General features: G+C 35.6%; 19 protein-coding genes and 1 pseudogene. 1 reads left to right on the forward strand and 19 read right to left on the reverse strand.

Annotated features, from left to right (window positions below; all coding sequences use genetic code 11):
• Positions 1–138 (forward strand): annotated as a pseudogene (locus tag A9G22_RS11900) (response regulator); the annotation flags it as partial.
• A 559-nt stretch (positions 139–697) separates the two neighbouring features.
• Here A9G22_RS11900 and yfbR read toward each other — a convergent pair.
• The 19 genes from yfbR to A9G22_RS10995 all read right to left on the reverse strand — a co-directional run bounded on the left by yfbR (position 698) and on the right by A9G22_RS10995 (position 21,467).
• A complete protein-coding gene (yfbR, locus tag A9G22_RS10905) occupies positions 698–1,285 on the reverse strand; it encodes a 5'-deoxynucleotidase (protein ID WP_065586968.1) in 588 nt (195 codons plus the stop codon).
• An 84-nt stretch (positions 1,286–1,369) separates the two neighbouring features.
• Positions 1,370–2,284 carry a UDP-3-O-acyl-N-acetylglucosamine deacetylase gene (gene lpxC / locus A9G22_RS10910; RefSeq protein WP_065586969.1) on the reverse strand — a complete coding sequence of 305 codons (915 nt, stop codon included), beginning with the start codon at positions 2,282–2,284 and terminating at the stop codon, positions 1,370–1,372.
• Positions 2,285–2,345: 61 nt separating this feature from the next.
• Positions 2,346–3,485: a cell division protein FtsZ gene (gene ftsZ / locus A9G22_RS10915; RefSeq protein ID WP_065586970.1), complete on the reverse strand. Its 1,140-nt coding sequence runs from the start codon at positions 3,483–3,485 to the stop codon at positions 2,346–2,348.
• An 81-nt stretch (positions 3,486–3,566) separates the two neighbouring features.
• On the reverse strand, positions 3,567–4,820 hold the full coding sequence (gene ftsA, locus A9G22_RS10920; protein WP_065586971.1) for a cell division protein FtsA: 1,254 nt from the start codon (positions 4,818–4,820) through the stop codon (positions 3,567–3,569).
• Positions 4,821–4,841: 21 nt separating this feature from the next.
• On the reverse strand, positions 4,842–5,672 hold the full coding sequence (locus A9G22_RS10925) for an FtsQ-type POTRA domain-containing protein (protein ID WP_065586972.1): 831 nt from the start codon (positions 5,670–5,672) through the stop codon (positions 4,842–4,844).
• A gap of 13 nt (positions 5,673–5,685) precedes the next feature.
• Entirely contained in the window at positions 5,686–6,594 is a 909-nt protein-coding gene (locus A9G22_RS10930; RefSeq protein ID WP_065586973.1) for a D-alanine--D-alanine ligase, read from the reverse strand.
• 2 nt (positions 6,595–6,596) lie between these two features.
• Positions 6,597–8,045, reverse strand: coding sequence for a UDP-N-acetylmuramate--L-alanine ligase (murC, locus tag A9G22_RS10935; RefSeq protein WP_065586974.1), 1,449 nt, complete (start codon positions 8,043–8,045; stop codon positions 6,597–6,599).
• A gap of 172 nt (positions 8,046–8,217) precedes the next feature.
• On the reverse strand, positions 8,218–9,270 hold the full coding sequence (gene murG, locus A9G22_RS10940) for an undecaprenyldiphospho-muramoylpentapeptide beta-N-acetylglucosaminyltransferase (protein ID WP_075508894.1): 1,053 nt from the start codon (positions 9,268–9,270) through the stop codon (positions 8,218–8,220).
• Positions 9,270–10,421 (reverse strand): cell division protein FtsW, encoded by a 1,152-nt coding sequence (gene ftsW, locus A9G22_RS10945; RefSeq protein WP_081296986.1) that lies wholly within the window; start codon positions 10,419–10,421, stop codon positions 9,270–9,272. The genes murG and ftsW overlap by 1 nt, the downstream gene beginning before the upstream one ends.
• Complete coding sequence (murD, locus tag A9G22_RS10950; RefSeq protein ID WP_075508895.1) at positions 10,418–11,752, reverse strand: UDP-N-acetylmuramoyl-L-alanine--D-glutamate ligase; 1,335 nt, start codon at positions 11,750–11,752, stop codon at positions 10,418–10,420. The genes ftsW and murD overlap by 4 nt, the downstream gene beginning before the upstream one ends.
• Before the next feature lie 24 nt (positions 11,753–11,776).
• Positions 11,777–12,859 (reverse strand): phospho-N-acetylmuramoyl-pentapeptide-transferase, encoded by a 1,083-nt coding sequence (gene mraY, locus A9G22_RS10955; RefSeq protein ID WP_065586977.1) that lies wholly within the window; start codon positions 12,857–12,859, stop codon positions 11,777–11,779.
• A gap of 4 nt (positions 12,860–12,863) precedes the next feature.
• Positions 12,864–14,237, reverse strand: coding sequence for a UDP-N-acetylmuramoyl-tripeptide--D-alanyl-D-alanine ligase (murF, locus tag A9G22_RS10960; protein WP_065586978.1), 1,374 nt, complete (start codon positions 14,235–14,237; stop codon positions 12,864–12,866).
• Complete coding sequence (gene murE / locus A9G22_RS10965; protein WP_065586979.1) at positions 14,234–15,784, reverse strand: UDP-N-acetylmuramoyl-L-alanyl-D-glutamate--2,6-diaminopimelate ligase; 1,551 nt, start codon at positions 15,782–15,784, stop codon at positions 14,234–14,236. The genes murF and murE overlap by 4 nt, the downstream gene beginning before the upstream one ends.
• A 12-nt stretch (positions 15,785–15,796) precedes the next feature.
• Positions 15,797–17,575, reverse strand: coding sequence for a peptidoglycan glycosyltransferase FtsI (gene ftsI, locus A9G22_RS10970; protein WP_065586980.1), 1,779 nt, complete (start codon positions 17,573–17,575; stop codon positions 15,797–15,799).
• Positions 17,575–17,958 (reverse strand): cell division protein FtsL, encoded by a 384-nt coding sequence (ftsL, locus tag A9G22_RS10975; protein ID WP_081296987.1) that lies wholly within the window; start codon positions 17,956–17,958, stop codon positions 17,575–17,577. Before ftsL ends, ftsI begins: the two co-directional genes overlap by 1 nt.
• The gene (gene rsmH / locus A9G22_RS10980) at positions 17,951–18,886 is read right to left on the reverse strand and encodes a 16S rRNA (cytosine(1402)-N(4))-methyltransferase RsmH (protein ID WP_075508896.1); all 936 of its coding nucleotides are present in this window, start codon (positions 18,884–18,886) and stop codon (positions 17,951–17,953) included. The genes ftsL and rsmH overlap by 8 nt, the downstream gene beginning before the upstream one ends.
• Before the next feature lie 19 nt (positions 18,887–18,905).
• A complete protein-coding gene (gene mraZ / locus A9G22_RS10985; protein ID WP_065586982.1) occupies positions 18,906–19,352 on the reverse strand; it encodes a division/cell wall cluster transcriptional repressor MraZ in 447 nt (148 codons plus the stop codon).
• A 455-nt stretch (positions 19,353–19,807) separates the two neighbouring features.
• On the reverse strand, positions 19,808–20,530 hold the full coding sequence (locus A9G22_RS10990; protein ID WP_075508897.1) for an IS5 family transposase: 723 nt from the start codon (positions 20,528–20,530) through the stop codon (positions 19,808–19,810).
• A 115-nt stretch (positions 20,531–20,645) separates the two neighbouring features.
• Positions 20,646–21,467, reverse strand: coding sequence for an AraC family transcriptional regulator (locus tag A9G22_RS10995; protein WP_065586984.1), 822 nt, complete (start codon positions 21,465–21,467; stop codon positions 20,646–20,648).
• Between the last annotated feature and the right edge of the window lie 116 nt (positions 21,468–21,583).

Consider the following 21,583-nt stretch of genomic DNA (forward strand, 5'->3'; position numbering starts at 1 on the left):
GGTGAACAAGCTCTACATTATATTCATGACAATCATATTGATTTAGTCCTATTTGACGTATTTATGCCAAAACTCAATGGGATAGAATTATTGCAGCACATTCACATTAGTTACTCCAAAATTGATATTATATGGTAATTGCCGCTTGTAAAACCAATGAGTTCAAACTGCACAGCATTTAGGTTTGATTGATTATATTGTAAAATCTTTCACTTTTGAGCGATTACGAACTGCATTGATTTCCTATCAAGAACGCATACGGTTGTTATCATCATCCAAAATATTCAACCTACATCAACTAGATGATCGGATTTTTGCCAAACCAGCTTATTATAACAAAGGGTTACCTAAAGGTATCGATAATCAAGCCTTACACAACGTTCAAGATGTTATTCTTCAATGTAATTGCGATTTTCCCATGAGTAACATAGTTGAGTTAATTTCGTTATCTCGTATATCGAAAAATACCTTGATTAATTTGAGGAACTCGACGAGCTTAAAAAGCATTTGACGTACCTATTTATTGGTAGACCTGTCAAACGTTATATTTATCAAAATATAAATTATAATCTCACATAAAGCACATTAATTATAATTATTTTGCATCCATAAAATTAGAATTTCTAAACAAGAAATATTTTTATTAAGAAAGTATGATAAGCATAAAATAAAGAATATTTAGATAGATAAATTATTTTTACATAGTTATCTCATCTAGTGATAAGCTAAAGCTTGGAGTAAAAACGTCTAAAAAGTAGTTCATTTCGGGACTATTACGTTCAGCTAAAGTCTTTTTTAAACGTTGTTCGGCCAATTTAAATTCATTATTACCTGCACTCAATTCTTCAATAGTTTTAAGATAGGCACATAATGCGTCAGCCTGTTTTACGATGCTTTTTTCTGCTTCATCATAAAAATCATCATCGATTAATGCTCTAAAATCATCTTGTAACTCTTTAGGTAGCATATTAATAAGTTTATGTTGTGCTATTTTTTCAATCTTTTTATATTCAACCGTGATTTGCGGATTATAATACTTTGTAGGTGTTGGTAGATCACCGGTTATGACTTCTGAAACATCATGATACATTGCCAATAATGCAATTCGCTCGGGATTAACATTACCATTAAATTTCTTATTTTTAATTATTGCTAAAGCATGTGCCACAAAAGCAACTTGTAAGCTGTGCTCTGATACATTTTCAGTTCTTAAATTACGCATTAAAGGCCAACGGTTAATTAGTTTTAATCGTGATAAATGAGCAAAAAAATGGCTATTATTCATGTTATTATCTCTTCAATATAAAATAAAAACGCTCCCATTAAAAATAGGAGCGCCTATAATATGAAACAATATTACTTTGTGATTTTACGCTAGAATAAGCTGTTGGGTACCCAACGCAAGTGGCACTGTTTGCTCTTCTGTAAATGTCACATATTCCCATGCATCTTGTTTCGCCAATAATGCTTGTAATAATTGATTATTCAATGCATGACCTGATTTATAACAAATTACTTCACCAATCATATTATGACCACTCATATATAAATCGCCGATAGTATCAAGCATTTTGTGGCGTACAAACTCATCTTCAAAACGCAAACCATCTTCATTAAGCACTTTATAATCATCAACCACAATTGCACAATCTAAGCTACCACCTAAGCACAAGCCTTTAGACTGTAACGCTTCAATATCACGCATAAAACCAAAAGTTCTTGCGCGACTGATCTGACGAATGAATGATTCAGACGAAAAATCTAATTGGTAACGTTGCGAACTACTATCGATAGCTGGATGATGAAAATCAATAGTAAAATCTAATCTAAAACCACTATAAGGTCTTACTTCTGCCCATTTATCACCATTTTCAACTCGAACTGTCTCTTTTACGCGTAAAAACCTTTTCAGTGCGTTTTGTTCAGCAATACCAGCATCAAGTAATAAATAAACAAATGGGCTTGCGCTACCATCCATTATTGGTATTTCAGGAGCATTAACCTCGATAATGATATTATCAATACCAAACCCAGCTAAAGCAGAATTAATATGCTCAACAGTCGAAATACGAACATTGTCTTCGTTTATTAAACAAGTACAAAGCATTGTATCACGTACAGATTTTGCATCCACAGGAAAATCTACATGTGGATTTAGATCAGTACGACGATAAATAATACCTGTATTTTCAGGCGCAGGGCGCAATATCAAAGTAACCTTCTTGCCAGTATGTAAACCAACACCAGTTGCTTGAATAGTCTTTTTTAATGTTCTTTGTTTCACTTTGCACCTACTTTTTGTTTGCGACTATTGATTTTGACAATAAAAAATCAAATAAGTTCATTTAATTCGCTTGCTTACGTATGAAAGCTGGAATATCTAAAATTTTATGATCTTCAAGAGAAGAGGCTGTTGGTTCATTAACAACCTTAGCCAATTTATCTTCTTGTTGTACCAATGTATTACTTTGAGAAAATAATTCATTATGTGATACAGGTTTAGGTATTTTGACTTCTGAACGTCTATCCATACCAATACCGGTTGCAACCACTGTTACTCGAATTTCATCAGACATATCAGGATCAAACGTTGTACCTACAACAACAGTAGCATTGTCAGAAGCAAATGCTCTAACTGTACTACCTACTGTTTCAAACTCTTCTAAACCAAGATCTAAACCAGCTGTTACATTTACTAATACGCCTCGAGCACCCGATAAATCGATATCTTCAAGTAATGGACTAGAAATTGCCATTTCAGCGGCTTCTTCTGCACGATTATCACCACTAGCTCGACCAGATCCCATCATCGCATACCCCATTTCAGACATCACCGTTCTTACATCGGCGAAGTCGACATTGATATGACCTGGTTTAGTAATAAGCTCAGCAATACCTTGCACAGCACCTTTTAAAACACCATTAGCGGCGGCAAAAGCGTCCAGTAATTTAACACCACGACCTAACACTTTTAATAACTTATCATTTGGAATAGTAATCAGTGAATCGACATGTTTTGCTAATTCAGAAATACCTTGCTCCGCAAAAGCCATACGCTTTTTGCCCTCAAAGCCAAAAGGTTTAGTGACAACAGCAACAGTCAAAATACCTAATTCTTTTGCTATTTCCGCAACAACTGGGGCAGCACCAGTGCCTGTGCCTCCTCCCATTCCTGCTGCGATGAAAACCATATCGGCGCCTTCAATAGCACTACGGATAACCTCACGATCTTCTTCAGCAGAATTCCTTCCAACTTCAGGGTTAGCACCTGCGCCAAGTCCTTTAGTAACATTAGTACCGATTTGAATAGTTTGACCTACCTTAATTCTTTTCAATGCCTGCGCATCGGTATTTGCCGCAAAAAATTCAACACCCTCAATATGCTCAGCAATCATATGCTCGACAGCATTACCTCCGCCACCACCGACACCAATAACTTTAATGACTGCTGCTGGTTCATCATCTGCAACCATAGGCTCAAACATAACTTATCTCCAAATTTACGATCTGCGAACATTGTACAGATAATCGTCTACAATGTCCACGAAGTTCTTGAAATATATTAGCTAAAATTCTTTTTTAAACCAACCGGTCAATCGTTTAGCTATCCCTTTTAATGATGATTTATCACTATCTTTAGCTTCATCATTTAATAAACTCTGTTTCCCATAATGTAATAACCCTATAGTTGTTGAACAATAAGGTTTTTGCACATAGTCGGTTAAGCCAGATATATTTAATGGCTGCCCAATACGAACTTGATTTTGGAAAACTTTTTCAGCGCACTCTACCATCCCTTTTATTTGAGCTGCACCACCAGTTAATACAATACCTGCTGCCAATTGATATTTAACATTTTGTTTTTTTAGTTCTTCTTGCAATACAAGTAATTCTTTTTGTACTAATGAAAGAAGCTCTGAATAACGAGGTTCAATTACATCAGTAAGAGTTTGTCTTTGTAATGAACGAGACGGCCTTCCTCCAACACTTGGTACATCAATGACTTCATCTTTACCAATTAGCGAACCTACAGCACATCCATAACGAATCTTAATATTTTCAGCATCCATTGGCGGTGCGCCAAACGCATAAGCAATATCACTAGTAACAACATTGCCAGCATAAGGAATGACAACAGAATGACGTAAAGCACCACCAGTATATACTGTCACATCCATTGTGCCGCCACCTATATCAATTACGCAAACACCTAATTCTTTTTCATCATCCGTTAAAACTGCATAGCTAGAAGCCAATCCAGAAAAAATAAGTTGATCCACTTTCAATCCGCAACGTTCGACTGCTTTAACAATATTTCTTGCCATATCATTATGACAGGTGACTAAATGAACTTTAGCCTTCATTCTTACTCCGGATAAGCCAATAGGATTTTTAATTCCTTCTTGCAAATCGATAGAATATTCTTGCGCAATGACATGCAAAATACGGTGCTCATCTAAAATTCTGACTGATTTTGCTGTATGAACAACATTGTCGACATCCTCTGCGGTTACTTCTTCATCCGCTATTGGTACCATACCTATTTCATTTTGGCAGCGGATATGTTTACCTGAAAGACTTAAATATACTGAAGATATTTGGCAATCAGCCATTAATTCAGCTTGATCAACCGCACGTTGAATTGATTTCACGACAGACTCAAGATCGTTCACACCACCTTTATCTACCCCTTTTGATGGGCAGTGTCCCACACCAATAATATTAACAATACCATCAGGAAGAACTTCACCAACAAGAGCGAGTACTTTGGATGTACCTACTTCTAATCCAACGACCAATTTTTTTTCTGTTGCTTTCATACTTCAGCCTTAATTTATTCCTTACTGCCCCATTTTTTCTCTTTGCACTGAAATACCGTTTTCGTAACGTAAATCAGCTACCGTTATTCTTTCATTTTCTGGTACCCTTAACTGAATTTCCGGAAATAATTTAATGAATTGTTGATATCGATTTTCAATATTTTCACTACCTAACAACAACTTTATTTCTTGATTTTCAAGGCAAACACCAGATGCACACTGTTCTACCATTAATTGCCATGCATTACGCTCATCAGTTATAGCTGTTTTTATATGTAATGCCAACTGATTATTAGCCAGTTTTTTAGAAAGATTCTCTAATTTATAATAAATTTCTAATGCCGTTTTTGCTTTACTCTCAGGACCATATAGTCTTGGTAACTGTAATTCGACAATACGGTCAAGTGGCACACTAAAAACAATGCCATTTTTATCAAGTAAAAATAGATCATTCCAATAAAGTACAGGCTTATATTCTTCCACATAGGTAATTAGCCTATCTGGCCACTGTTTACGTACACTGGTTTGTTTTACCCACGGAAATCGCATTACTTCTTGTTGAATATCATTCACATCTTGTCCAATGTAGGTATTAGGCAACCCTAATCCTAGAATGGCCTCTCGAAGATCGTCCTCAGTTGTATAGGTATGTTCCCCGCTTAATGTTAATTGAGATAAAACCATTTGTTCGGGATCATCCATCCAATTTTTAAAGCTTTGAACTACCCAAATACTAATAAAAATAATCATAATAAAGAACAAAAAACCCAACAACTGTTCTGTATTACGAAAGATAAGCAGCCGCCTCCTAATTCTATCTTCTCTATGAGCTGCTTGTCGAACTTGTTTCATAAAATAAGGCCAATTATAGTGTTGCCAAATTTAAAATTCTGAACACAAGTTCATTAAATGACCAACCATGTTGTTTGGCTGCCATTGGCACTAAGCTATGATCGGTCATACCAGGTGCTGTATTCACTTCAAGCAAGTACGGCTTTTGATTCGCATCAAACATAACATCGACCCGCCCCCAGCCTCTGCATCCAACAGCTTTATAAGCATCTAACGCTAATTTGCGAATCTGTTGTTCTTTGTTATCTGGTAAACCACTTGGACAAAAGTATTGCGTTGAGTCCGATAGATACTTTGCATCATAATCATAAAATTTGGTAGTGGGTTTAATGCGAATTGCAGGTAAAACCTCTTCACCTACAATTGCCACTGTAAATTCTGGACCAGCTAAAAATGATTCAATCATTATCGCATCATCATATTGAAAAGCCATGTCAATAGCATTTTTCAATTCAGAGGCTTCATTAACCCGAGCCATACCTACACTAGAACCCTCATGAATTGGTTTTACAAATAATGGTAGTCCAAGTTGTTTTACAATAGCATCAATATCAACCATCTGCGATTTATTAACCATAACATAGTCAGCAACAGGTAGGTCAAGTGCTTTCCAAACCAACTTAGTTTTTAACTTATCCATAGTCAGCGCAGATGAAAGAATATCACTTCCAGTATAAGGAATATTTTGATAAGTCAACATTGCTTGAATGATACCATCTTCACCACCACGTCCGTGTAAAATATTAAATACTTTTGTAAATCCTTCTTCTTTCAATTGTGTGATAGCGTGATTTTTCGTGTCAATAAGATGGGCATCAATACCATTTGCCAATAATCCTGCATGTACAGCTTCACCTGACTTAAGTGAAACTTCTCGCTCAGCAGAAGTACCACCATACAATACAGCAACTTTATCAACCATTTTTATAAAACCTCTTTTGAAAATAATTGAGTTTTAGCTAATTGGTGCGCTATACGACCAACACTACCAGCACCTTGTGTTAATAATAAATCACCACCTTGTAATATTTCTTGCATAATTTCGGGTAACAAATCTAAATCAGAAACATAAATTGGATCAACTTTGCCTCGATTACGAATTGAACGACATAAAGATCGGCTATCAGCCCCAGCAATAGGCTGTTCACCCGCTGAATAGACATCCAACATGACAAGTGCATCAACTTGAGAAAGTACTTGTGCGAAATCATCAAATAAATCGCGAGTTCGTGTATATCGATGTGGTTGAAATAACATAACTAAGCGACGATCAGGCCAACCATTTCTAGCAGCTTGAATAGTGGCATTGACTTCACTTGGATGATGACCATAATCATCAACCATCATAATATCTCCACCATCAGCATGAGGAAAAACACCTAATAAATCAAAACGTCGACTAGTACCAGCAAATTTAGCTAATGCATTTATAATTGATTCATCATCAATACCCTCTTCGGTTGCAGCAATAATTGCAGCTGCTGAATTTAAAGCATTATGTTTACCTGGTGCATTTAACTCAATATTTAAATCTTGGCGATCTGGGCGGCACACCGTGTAATAACTAACCCCTCGTTCTTGACGATAATTTTTAATAACTACATCAGCTTCTTCACTAAACCCATAAGTAATGACTTTACGTCCAACAATCGGCAATAATTCACGATTAATGGTATCGTCATAACACATAATCGCTAAACCATAAAATGGAAGGTTACGTAAAAATGAAATAAATGTCTGTTTAAGATTATCAATACTACCTTGATAAGTATCCATATGGTCTGGTTCGATATTTGTTATAATAGAGACCATTGGCTGCAAATGAAGAAACGATGCATCACTTTCATCTGCTTCGGCAATAAAATAACGACTACTACCCAATTGTGCATGAGTTCCAGCTGCTTTAACCAAACCTCCATTGACAAAAGTTGGGTCAAGTTTTGCTTCGGCATAGATTGCAGTTACCATTGCGGTTGTAGTCGTTTTACCATGAGTGCCAGCAATAGCAATTCCATAGCGAAAACGCATTAATTCAGCAAGCATTTCAGCTCGTTGAATGACTGGTATACGCGCTTGCCGAGCAGCAATCACTTCAATGTTATCTTGTGAAATAGCCGAAGAAATAACAACAACACTAGAATTAATCACATTTTCAGCAGTATGGCCAATGACAATTTTTGCACCTAATGTTTCTAGATGTTGAGTAACCGCATTTTCAGCGATATCTGATCCACTAATTTCGTATCCTTCATTAGCTAAAACTTCAGCAATCCCTCCCATACCAGCACCACCAATACCCACAAAGTGAATATGTTTGACTCGTTTCATTTCAGGAATAATTGCTCTTAACTTCGCTAATTCCTTTGTATTCACTATCGAACTCCTAATTATCCTTTTGTCGTATAGTTGTATGTACTTCATATATCATCATTGAACATTTTTATCGTAGTTATTTTTATTCGTTCAAACAAATCATTGACTCAAACATACACCTAACCCGAAAGATTTTGACAAAATTATTACATAAATTCATATCATAAACTCATCATTTTATCACTGAATCAAGGGCTTTCGCCACTTTTTCTGTGGAATTTACAATAGATAATCCTTTAGCTTTAATTGCCATTTCAAGTAATTTGTCGCGATGTAAATTTAATAATAAATTCGTTAACGACTCAACATTAAAATCTGGTTGCTCTATAATATCAGCCGCCCCTATATCAGCTAATGCTTTTGCATTCCAAAATTGCTGACGATCTTTATGCATAAACGGAATAAAAATAGCGCCAATACCGACAATTTGAATTTCACTAACAGTTAATGCCCCGCTGCGACAAATTACAATATCTGCCCAACTGTATGCTCTAGCAACATCAGATATAAATTCAGTCACTTTATTATTTGTCATATCACAATCTTGATAAGATTGAATTACTGAATTTAACATTCCTTTACCCGTTTGATGCCATACCACATATTTATCCGACAATTGAGTTATCACTTGAGGCACAATGTCATTAAGAACTTTAGCGCCTTGGCTTCCTCCCATAACTAATACTCTAATTGGTCCATGACGATCTTTGAATCTTTCTTCAGGTTTTGCAACAGTTAAAAGATCATTACGCACAGGATTACCAACTACTTCAGCCTTAGGAAAAGCAGTAGGAAATGCTTGCAAAACTTTAGTAGCAATTTTAGCCAGCCACTTGTTAGTTAATCCTGCAATACCGTTTTGCTCATGTAATACAACTGGTATGCCAAGGGTTTTGGCTGCGATCCCTCCAGGACCCGAAACATATCCCCCCATACCTAAAACAACATCAGGACGATAGTTTTTTAAAATCTTTCGAGCTTGTAAAACTGCTTTTAGGATTTTATAAGGCGCTTTTAATAGTGCCATCATACCTTTTCCTCGTAGCCCTGATATTTCGATAAAATCAATATCAATACCATTTTCGGGGACGAGATGTGCCTCCATTCGATCGGAGGTGCCTAACCATCTTACTTGCCAACCTTGCTTCATTAAATAATGCGCAACAGCAATACCCGGAAAAACATGTCCTCCTGTTCCCCCTGCCATAACTAATAATTTTTTCATTACTTTAATAACCTTATTCTTGCTTGCGCTTGTTGTTGTCTAAATTCAAAATCTATTCTAAGTAATATGGCAACCGCAATACTCATCACGATAAGACTTGAACCACCATAACTAATAAATGGTAAGGTTAATCCTTTAGTCGGTAACATCCCTGATGTAACACCAACATTAACAAATGTTTGAAAACCAAACCATATACCAATTTCACAGGCCAAATAACCTGAAAACAATGAACCTTCATTCAAAGCCCGATAACCAATTGCAAGCGCCTTAAATGTCAAAAAGAAAAGTAATGACAATAAAGCAACCACTCCTATATATCCATACTCTTCAGAAATAATTGAAAAAATAAAATCAGTATGGCATTCAGGTAAATACCCCAATTTCAAGATAGAATTTCCCATACCTTGACCCGTAATTCCTCCACTACCAATTGCCATTAAAGATGCAACTAATTGATAACCTGAACCTGTTGCATCTTGCCAAGGATCAAGAAAGGTCAATAGCCGAGTTAATCGATAGGCTTCATATAAGATCAAGCAAATCACCGCACCAACCCCTGTTAGCAAAATAGCAATAAATTGCCACAATTGAGCACCAGCAATAAATAAGATACCAATAGTCACCATAAACAAAACAATAACTGTACCCAAATCGGGTTGCTTAAGTAATAAAATTGAAAGTACTGCCATGACAACCATTGGTTTAAAAAATCCCCAAAAACCACTTTGCACTTCTTCGGATTTACGAGATAAGTAACCCGCTAAAAATAAAAAGAGTGCTAATTTTGAAAGCTCTGCTGGTTGAAAATTAAATACACCTAAGGGTATCCAACGAGATGCGCCATTAATTGAAGATCCAATACCTAACACAACGATCAACATAATAATAGCAATAATTAGTAACACTGAACCAAACTGCTGCCAACGTTGCATCGGGATATACAACGTAATAAACATTAAAAATAGTGATAGTCCTAACTGAATAAGCTCTCGTTGTGTATAAAAGAAAGGATTACTTTCGCTAAATGACATCGATGCTGATGTGACCATTATCAGACCAAATATCATTAAACCAAGCACAGTCCAAAGTAATGAATTATCAAATGGTATATTTGGATTAACTTGTTTTTTTATCCAAAAAAATGTCATTGTTTACTCCTATGAACATATTCTTTGGCAAGTTTGGCAAATTGGTTTCCTCGATCAATATAATTTTTAAATTGATCGAGACTTGCACAAGCTGGGGAAAGTAAAACCACATCATTTGCTGCTACTTTTTGTGCAATAATTTGTATGGCATCCGCCATTGTTTCAGTCATTGTTGTGACAGCTGGTGCTAATTTAGCTAACAAATTACGATCACGACCAAAACAGAAAACTTCAAGATTGTTATTCAGTAAATAAGGAATTAAAGGCGAAAAATCCGCTGATTTTCCATCTCCTCCTAATAATAAATATAATTTTCCCTGACAAACAACACTTTTCAAGGCCGCTTCCGTGCTCCCCACATTAGTTGCTTTAGAATCATTAATCCATTTCACACCATTTTGCTCAAAAACTAATTCAAAACGATGTGGCAAACCTTGAAATGAAGCAATTGTAGCTAAGCTTGTCTCTCTACCAATATTTAATTTATCTGCTATAGCCAAAGCAGCTAAGGCATTAAGATAATTATGACAACCCACTAGCTTCATCACTTTGGTCAATAAAACAGGACTATTTTGAGCAATTAAATGTTCACATAGACTATCTAAATGATAATCACCCATTTTTAATCCAAATGAGACACAAGCATGGTGCTTAGATATTGGTGAAGTTAATTTATCATCATAGTTAGTGACACAATATTTTGCATTATGATAAATGCGTTGTTTAGCCTCGGTATACTGCATTAAACCAAGCGGATAGCGATCCATATGATCTTCTGAGATATTTAAAATTGTTGCAACTGTCGCTTGTAAACTGTAAGTTGTTTCTAGTTGAAAGCTTGATAATTCTAGCACATAGATATCGTAATCCTGCTTTAAAAGGGATAGTGCAGGTTCGCCTATATTCCCGCCAACACCGACTTTAATACCCGATGATTTAATGATATTACCGACGAGGGTTGTCACCGTTGTTTTACCATTAGCACCAGTGATAGCAACAATTTGCTTATTGGGTTGCGCAATTACTTCACGGCAAAAGAGCTCAATATCACCAATAATTTCAACCCCTTTTTTAGCTGCTTGTTGCAGTTCGGGCGTAGATAAAGCAATACCAGGGCTGGCAATGATTAAGTCTGCTTCAAGCAACCAATCAATATTTAATTCACCTAAATAGTAAGCAACACGTTTGTCTAATTGCTCAATCCCTGATGGAGATGAACGCGTATCAATAACTTTAGGTATAACATTTTGAGCAAGAAAATACTCAACACAAGAAAGCCCTGTGATGCCTAACCCAATAATAACAACATTTTTGCCCTGATAGCTAACCATGACTCCATCCTGATTTATTCTTAATTAACGCAACTTCAAGGTTAATAAACCAATCAATACTAACATTAAGGATATAATCCAAAACCGAACAATAACGCGAGGCTCAGGCCAACCTTTTAATTCATAATGATGATGAATTGGCGCCATTTTAAATATCCGTTTACCGCGTAATTTATATGAACCCACTTGTAAAATTACTGATAGTGTTTCAATAACAAATATTCCGCCCATTATCAGTAATAAAAATTCTTGTCTTAATAAGACTGCAATAATACCGAACACACCGCCCAAAGCTAACGACCCAACATCGCCCATAAAAACCATAGCTGGATATGTGTTAAACCATAAAAAGCCAAGTCCCGCACCAATAATTGCGGTGCAGACAATCATCAATTCACCACTAAATTTAATATAAGGGATATGCAAATAAGCAGCAAAATTAACATTACCTGTTGCCCAAGATACGAGAGCAAAACCAGCCGCAACAAAGACAGTTGGCATAATGGCAAGTCCATCAAGTCCATCGGTTAAATTCACAGCATTACCAGCACCAACAATCACAACGTAAGTAAGCAGAATAAATAATAACCCCAATTGTGGCATAACATCTTTAAAAAAGGGTAAAACGAGTACTGTTACTGCGCTATCTTTCCCATAAACATACAGACCAAAAGCAACAATTAATGCAATAACCGACTGCCAAAAATACTTCCATCTTGCAATAAGACCAGCACTATTTTTACGAATCACTTTTAAATAATCATCGGTAAATCCAATAATGCCATAACCAATTAACACAAATAAGGTGACCCAAACATAAGGATTATGAAGATCTGCCCATAAAAATACCGATAAGATAATGGATGCTAAAATAAGCACACCCCCCATAGTCGGCGTACCTTTTTTACTTAAATGTGATTCTGGTCCATTATGACGAACGACTTGACCAATCTGTAGTTTTTGCAGCCAGTCAATGACTTTTTGCCCCATAAATAATGAAATCGCTAACGAAGTTAATAAGCCTAAAATAGCTCTTACCGTTAAATAAGAGATAACATTAAAAAAGGTAAAATATTTAACTAAATATTCCGATATCCACAATAACATAATTTTAATCCTGACTCACTTTGAGTTGTCCAATTTGAATTTTTTTGATAAGTTCTTCCATTTTTGCACTACGCGAACCTTTAATTAACATTGTTAAAGTAGGATGTTGGCATAACAGTGTTAACAGATAATTCACCGCATCTTGTTTATTATTAAAATGGTGACCGACACCACTATATTGGCTAATAAATTGACTTAATTTGCCGACACTAACTACACAATCAATTTTTTCATCATGAGCAAGCTCACCTATTTGTCGATGATATTTTTCAGCCTCAGCCCCTAGCTCCCCCATATCCCCGACCACTAAAATTCGATATCCTTGCCCTTTTGCTAAAACTTTAACTGCCGCCGACATTGAACCAACATTAGCATTATAAGTATCATCCCAAATTAATTGGGTTTGATTTAATTTTATTGGAAATAGCCGACCTCTTACGGGTTTTAAAATAGCTAAACCTTGCTGAATTTGATTAAATGTTGCACCAACAGAGAGCGCTAGAGCTGATGCCGCAATAGCATTTGAAACATTATGTTGTCCAACTAGCGGTAATATAATTGCACATTCACCTTTTGGTGTATGTAATGTAAATGTCGTGTGTTGAGCATATTGAATATTAGTAGCATAAAAATCGGCTGACGAATTGGCTAACGAAAATGTCCAAAATGTTTTATTTGTTAGCTGAGTAAACCATTTATCAGAGTAACTATCTAAATTAATAATGGCCATACCGCCATTAGTTAGACCTTGAAAGATTTCACCTTTAGCTTTTGCCACACCTTCAAGCGAACCAAATCCTTCAATGTGTGCTTCAGCAATATTATTAATTAAAGTACTTTGCGGTTTAACAATATTCGTGGTATAGGCAATTTCACCAATATGATTAGCACCTAGTTCTATCACTGCAAATTGGTCTTGCTTAGTTAAGCGCAGTAGTGTTAATGGCACGCCAATGTCATTATTGAAATTACCTTGAGTATAAAGAGTGTGACCGCAATTTTGCAAAATGGCTGCAGTCATTTCTTTAACTGACGTTTTACCTGATGAGCCTGTAAGTGCCACAATCTTGGCTGTACTTTTTTGGCGCACAAAATTCGCAATTTCTCCTAAAGCTAAGCGAGTATCTTTGACAACAATCTGCGGTATTGCCTTATCAAGTTTATGATCGACAATCGCTGCTATAGCGCCGTCTTTAATAGAAAGCTCTGCAAAAGCATGCCCATCAAAATTATCGCCAACAAGTGCAATAAACAACGATTGTTTAACGATTTTTCGTGAATCAGTACAAATAGAATCAATCACAATACTTTCGTCTGGAATGTGATAAGTTTTACCATTCACTATTTTTTTTATTTGCTCAATATCTAATGGAATCATGATTGATTCTCTACTCCTAAAAGCCTTTTAACTGTTTCTTGATCTGAATAGTGATATTTAGTTTTACCCACTATTTGATAATCCTCATGTCCTTTACCTGCAATTAAAATTACATCATTAGGTTTAGCTTGTTTTAACGTTTGTGTAATGGCTTGCACCCTATCAGTAATTATGTATAGGTTGTCGGTATAATGTAAACCTTGTTGAATATCTTCAATAATTTTCATTTCATCTTCAGTACGTGGATTATCATTAGTCAAAACAATTTTATCGGCAAACTGTTCTGCTATTTCAGCCATTAAAGGTCTTTTGCCACTATCCCTATCACCACCACAACCAAAAATTACCCATAAAGTTCCTTTACAATGAATTCGACTTGCTTGTAATGCTTTTTGTAATGCATCAGGAGTATGGGCATAATCGACGATGACCGTTGGACTATTTTTAGTATGAAATACTTCCATTCTTCCACAAATAGGTTTCAAAAAAGAAGCCATATTAATTACCGCAAAAAATGGGAACTCCAATGTTAAAAGCGTAGCTATAGCTAATAATAGATTTGAAACATTAAATTCGCCTAACAATCGGCTATGAATAATGGCATTTCCCCAACTTGATTCCATATGAATTTGGGCTCCTTTATCGTGGTAATCAATCATAGAAACCCCAACATAAGGTATATTTAATGTTTTTAATCGGCGCAATGTCTTAGGTTGGCATGATACTGCTGTCACTTGAGGAAGTTTTTCAATCCAACGTTTACCATATTTGTCATCATAATTAATAATTGATTTACCGGCAGTTAAAACTTTTTTTTCTTTTTCATCAGGAGTAAATAAGGACCATTTTGCTTTTGCATATTTACTCATGGTTTTATGGTAATCAAGATGATCACGACTTAAATTGGTAAATACGGTAGCTACACAATTTAGTCCTTTCACCCGATCCATTGCAAGTCCGTGAGAAGAAATCTCCATGGACACAACTTTGACCTGTTTTTTTACAAAATCAGCTAATAATGTTTGCACATCTATTGCTGAAGCTGTCGTATTAGCTGATGGCTCAATTTGATTATAAATTCCGTTACCAATGGTACCTAAAATAGCCGTTTTGTCATTAAGTAATGTTGTACATTGAGCAATAAGCTGAGTAACTGTTGTTTTTCCATTAGTCCCTGTTACGCCAATAACCGATAAATTTTTCGATGGAAAATGATAAAAATCATTGGCAATTAATGATAAACGTTGCGAAAGTTGAAAAACACTGATTTGTGGGATTATAGGTTTATTATCTTTTTTAAGATAGTCAATTTTTAGATCATTTGATTTTCTCTTTGTTTCAATTAAGATAACAGCTGCGCCTGCTGAAATGGCTTGGGGAATAAATGTTCGTCCATCAACCGTATGACCTTTGATAGCAACGAACACATCGTTTTTTCCCACTTTACGACTATCAATACACAAATGATTAAGCGAAAAATTGTCTAATTTTAGATGACGACTTCCACCTAATAATTCAAATAATGTTTTAAATGAGCTTGTAGCCATCATTTCCACCTATTAATAAATAATCATTTGGCCATCAACTTGGCGATCTGGTTTTATATTCATCGTTCTAAGAACACCGCCCATAATTCGGCTAAAAACAGGTGCAGAAACCGACCCGCCATAATATTGACCTGCTTTTGGGTTATCAATCACAACGACAAGAGAATATTTTGGCTCTGTTGCAGGGGCAATACCTGCGGTATACGCTAAATATTGATTAACATACCGCCCACCAGATAACTTTTTCGCTGTTCCTGTTTTAACCCCCACACTGTAACCAGGAACCGAAGCTTTAGTACCTCCCCCAGTAACAGCCACCGCTTCCATTAATTGAACGACTGTTTTAGCTACTTTTTCAGCTACTACACGTTGACCTTTTACAGGCTCTGTGACTTTTAAAATTGATACCGGTCGATAAATTCCATAACTACCAATGGTCGCATAAGCTCTTGCTAGCTGTAATGGTGTAACACTTAACCCATACCCAAATGCAAATGTCGCTCGTTCAATATCAGCCCATTTTCTGGTTCTATCAGCTGCAATTGAGCCACTAACCTCACCACCTAAACCTAACCCCGTTGGTTGACCCAATCCAAAGCGGCTATAGAACTCTACAAGATCGCCCTGCTGCATTTGTAAAGCTAATTTACTTACACCAACATTACTTGATTTTTCCAAGATACCAGCCAAATTGAGTGCTTTTTGATATGACACATCCTTAATTTCATAGCGATTAACATAAAATGGTCTAGTGTCAATAATGGTATTTAAATTAGCTATTTTCTTTTCTAAAGCTGCCATTACCACTAAAGGTTTAACCGTAGAACCTGGCTCAAACGCATCAGTAACAGCTCTATTTCTCAATAAATTATAATCAATTGATGAACGATTATTAGGATTATAAGATGGACTGGTTGCCATCGCTAAAATCTCACCCGTATGTACATCAATTAATACCGCTGTTCCACTATCTGCTTTGTTAAATTCAACAGCTTGACTAAGTTCACTATATACTAGCGATTGTAAACGTGCATCTATACTTAATGTTAAATCCGATGCTGTTTCACTTTCTGTACGTTCTAATTCTTCAATTACGCGACCAATTCGGTCACGTCTTACTATTCTTTGCCCAGATTCACCAATTAGCCATTTATTGAAACTTTTTTCGATACCCTCAGAACCTTTTTCAGTACCATTTTCATCAATATCTGTTAAACCAATTAATTGAGCTATATTTTCAGCTGCTGGATAATAACGTTTAGATGTTTTCGCAAATGAAATTCCTGGTAATTTTAGTTTTTTTAAATAGTCAGAAATTGTTGGCGTTACTTGTTTAGATAAATAAACAAACCTCATTGACGAATTACCTAATTTTTGTTCTAGTGTTGACATTGGAATTTTCAGCGTTTGGGCTAACCCTTGCCACCTGATATCATCCGCTTTAATCCCCCCTTTTTGTACAACAATTTTAGGATCCGCCCAAACATCAAACATTGGCACACTTACTGCTAACGCACGCCCATTACGATCGGTGATCATTGCTCTTGGTGCATCCATTTCTTGGTGACGAAGTGAACGCTTATTACCTTCGGCAATGAGTTTATCCGGTTCAATAATTTGCAGCAATGTCATTCGAACAATAAGGCACATAATCGCCAAAATAATAAGACCATATACAATATAAAAACGATTTGGTGTAAAAAATTGTTTTTTACTATTCAACTTATTAGCTTTATTGGTTCTTGAAGCCTTTTTAGTTTTGCCTTTTTTATATTTAGTGACAGGTTTCATTATTTACTCTTTATCACAATAACTGTTTCATTTTGTGGGGTCACATAAGACATACCTAATTGACTCTTAGCTTTCTCTTCAACACGTTTTGGATCTGCAAGAACATTTTCTTCAATAACTAAATTCCGCCATTCACTTTCTAATACATCTTGTTCTAATAAAAGTTGCTCACGCTCAAATAACTGTTTACGAACCTGTTGCGTTGTTATTAATACAGCACCAGCAGAAATAATAATCATTACCAGTAATAACAATGAAATTTTTTGATGTCTGAATAAATCACCAATAATTAAACCAAATAAACTTTTACTTGGTCTTTTTTGAATATCTTTATCAATATAAGTTTTATCTCGAAAATTATCATTGTTTTGGTTGCTATTCATTTTTCCTTTCTGCTACCCTTAATATTGCGCTTCGAGAACGAGGGTTATTATTAATTTCAATAGTATTAGGCTTAATTTTGCCAAGCGATTTTAATTTAGCACCACCATATTCTTTAATTTGTTGCACAGTTAGTGGCAATCGAACAGGTAAATCTGGACCTTTACTTTGTTTACTAATAAATTGCTTTACAATTCTATCTTCCAAAGAATGAAAGCTAATAACCGCTAATCTTCCTTGATTTGCAAGCAAGGATAAACTGCCAGTTAATGCTTGCTCAACTTCTTCCAATTCACTATTAATATAAATTCGAATAGCCTGAAAACTACGTGTAGCTGGATGCTTATTTTTATCTTTTCTTGGTGTTGCTTTTTCAATTAAATTAGCCAACTCCAAAGTACGGGTGATCGGCGAAACTTTATTTTGCTCCACGATCGCTCGAGCAATACGCTTGGCAAATTTCTCTTCACCAAATGTCTTTAAGACCCACGCGATATCGTCTTCATCACTGCTGAGTAACCATTCACTTGCTGTTAAACCTTTATGGTTATTCATACGCATATCAAGTGGTCCATCACGCATAAAAGAAAATCCCCTTTCGGGGTCATCAAGTTGTGGCGATGAAACACCAAGGTCTAACAAGATGCCATCAATCTTACCCATTAGTTCAAGTTTATCAATATATTGGTACATATTTGAAAACTCACCACGAATAAAAGCAAATCGAGGATCTGTTATCTGTAAAGCAACTTGCTCAGCACGCTCATCACGATCAATAGCAATCAACCGACCTTGTGCACCAAGTTGGTCAAGTATTAAACGAGAATGACCTCCCCGTCCAAAGGTACCATCAACATAAATACCATCTTTTTTTATATTTAATGCTTTTATAGCTTCGTTTAATAAAACAGTTGTATGTTGATAATCCATCAATCTTTTACTCTTATAATTAAATAGTTAAACTTTTCAAATTATCTGATAAGTTTTCAATATCGGTTGGTAATGCAGCAATATCATCGTTAATTTGTTGATACCAAATCGCCTCATCCCAAATTTCAAATTTATTAGATTGACCAACAAACATTGTATTTTTTTCTAATTTTGCATAAGTACGTAACGAAGGTGGCAATAAAATTCGACCTGAACTGTCCATCAAACACTCAGTTGCATAACCCAATAACAATCGCTTAATTCTACGTTCAGCTTCTACAATCGTTGATAATGTTGCAAGCTGTTGTTCGATACATTTCCATTCAGACAGAGAATAAAGCGTCAAACAAGAATGGTATAAACCAATTGTGCAAACCATACCTTCAGACAAAGATTCACGGTAACGAGTAGGAATTGCTAACCGTCCTTTATTATCTAAATTGACCGAAATTGCACCACTAAACATGAAAGTACCATTATTTATAAATTTCTTGTTAATTTTTATTTAATATAAATTATCAAGTTAATTAAATAATCTATTTTTACCACTAACCCCCACTTTTTACCACAAATTCTCACAAAATAATAGGTTGTTGGTTAATTATTTATAAAAGATTGGTTTTCTTCCTCAAAATGAACAAATATCACAAAAAATCATAGACGGAAACATATTATAGTTAAAAAATTTAAAGGACAGTTTAAAACAACAATTGGTAAATTGTGCCTTAACCAATGCCTACCTTTTTATTGGCGAGTTAGCTAAACATTTTGGAGTAGGCGAAGCAACATTAGATGAGTGAATTAGCTAGTTTTTACGACACAAAAAATTATCTATATCAAAAAAATATTAGGGGCTGTTGATCTTTACTGTACATAAATTTCTCAACAATACATTGGCAGCCACATTAACATAAATGCCAGTTATACCATACTGGCATAATTCCTTTCTAATTTATCGTATCTAGTTGATATTGAACGATATTTATTGATTCTAGCAAAGGCATTCTCGACTAAATGACGATAGCGATAAAGGCACCTATCCATACTGCTTTTATCTATATCCTTACCATAATTACGTTTAGCAATCACCATTCGTCCGCCTTTTTGACGAACAAAGCACCGAAAATGCTCGCTGTCATAACCTTTATCGGCTATTACTGTATTCACTTCATCGAGCTTTCCAACTAGGTTTTCTGCATAAGTGATATCATGTCGTTGTCCTTCAGAAAGCTCAAAACAAATAGGCAAACCACCACTATCAACCGCAAGATGAATTTTAGTTGAATGACCACCACAGCTCTGATCTATTTGCTCGGAATGCTCCGTTGCAGCACCTGTACTATGTTGATGAGCCCTGATAATCGAGCCATCTAGGAACACCCATTCAAAATCCGCTAGTTGTGATAAATGTTTGAAAATATCAACTAATATTCCTTTTTTAGACCACAAATTAAATCGTCTATAGACGGTGCTCCATTCACCAAACTCTTCTGGCAAATCTCGCCAAGGAATACCGGTTCTCATTCGGAAAAGGAGCCCTTCAAACGTCATCCGATGCTCGGATTTATTATAAACTCGGCCGGTATTTTTCATTATTTGTAGTAGCTTTTCCCACCGTTTATCTGTTAGCATTGTTCTTGGCATGATGAATCGAGTTAGGGTTGTTTTTTGCAGAATTATTATAACTCACATCATGCCGTCTAAAAAATAATCACGAAAGATCAACACGCCCTAATTTATCATTAATATAATTATCATTTTAAATGATAGTGTCATTAAAGTTTCTCCATGGGTGGTTATTTCTCATCGCTTTTTGATAATTACTTGGAGTTACCCCGAAATTTCGACGGAAAATAGCAATAAAACCACTAATATTATCATAACCTAAATTTAAAGAAATTTCTGTGATAGGTCTGCCCGCAACAAGCAACTCTAAAGCTTTTAACATACGTAGTTTCTGTCGCCATTCTGTGAAATTAAATCCAGTTTCATTTGTAAATCGACGAGTTAATGAGCGTCGAGAAATCCCAGCCCAAACGCTCCATTCATTAATGTTTCTATCGTCACTAGGATTATTAGACAAAGCTAAAGCAATTTTTAACAAACGAATATCTTTTGGCATTGGGAGTGCTATCTCAACTTGAGGGATTATACTAATCTCGTCGACAATCACTGCCATCAATCGCTTATGCTCGGGTTGCAATTCTGAATTATTCCATGTCATGGTTCGGGTAATTGCTTCACGCAATAGACTAGATAATTCTAGCATGCAGGGTTTATTCGGCAGATTATTACATTCGCTTTTTTGTATATAGATACTCCATCCGTGGAATGGCCCATGTGATCCGAGAAGAGAATGCTGTGTATCTGGAGGTATCCATATACCATGAGTTGCGGGTATTACCCATTGACTACTTTCCACTTCAATTGAAATTAAACCTTGTAATGTACCAGCTAGTTGTCCTCTCGAGTGATGATGAAGTTCTGTTACTTTCACTGATGGGGATTTGAGTGATGCCGATATAATCATAGGTTCGTTATCAGAAGAAGCGACCTCTGGAGAAATGAGTGAAATATTCATTTATATGGCCTCTAAGTAATATTTTGTGGCTGGAATTAGTTAGTAATTTTTTGTTTTACTAACTATCCTAAATTAGCCCAACTTAATTCAAATAAAATAAATATAACTATATATAT

This window comes from Gilliamella sp. App2-1, assembly GCF_001690255.1.
Classification (GTDB): Bacteria; Pseudomonadota; Gammaproteobacteria; order Enterobacterales; family Orbaceae; genus Gilliamella; species Gilliamella apicola_G.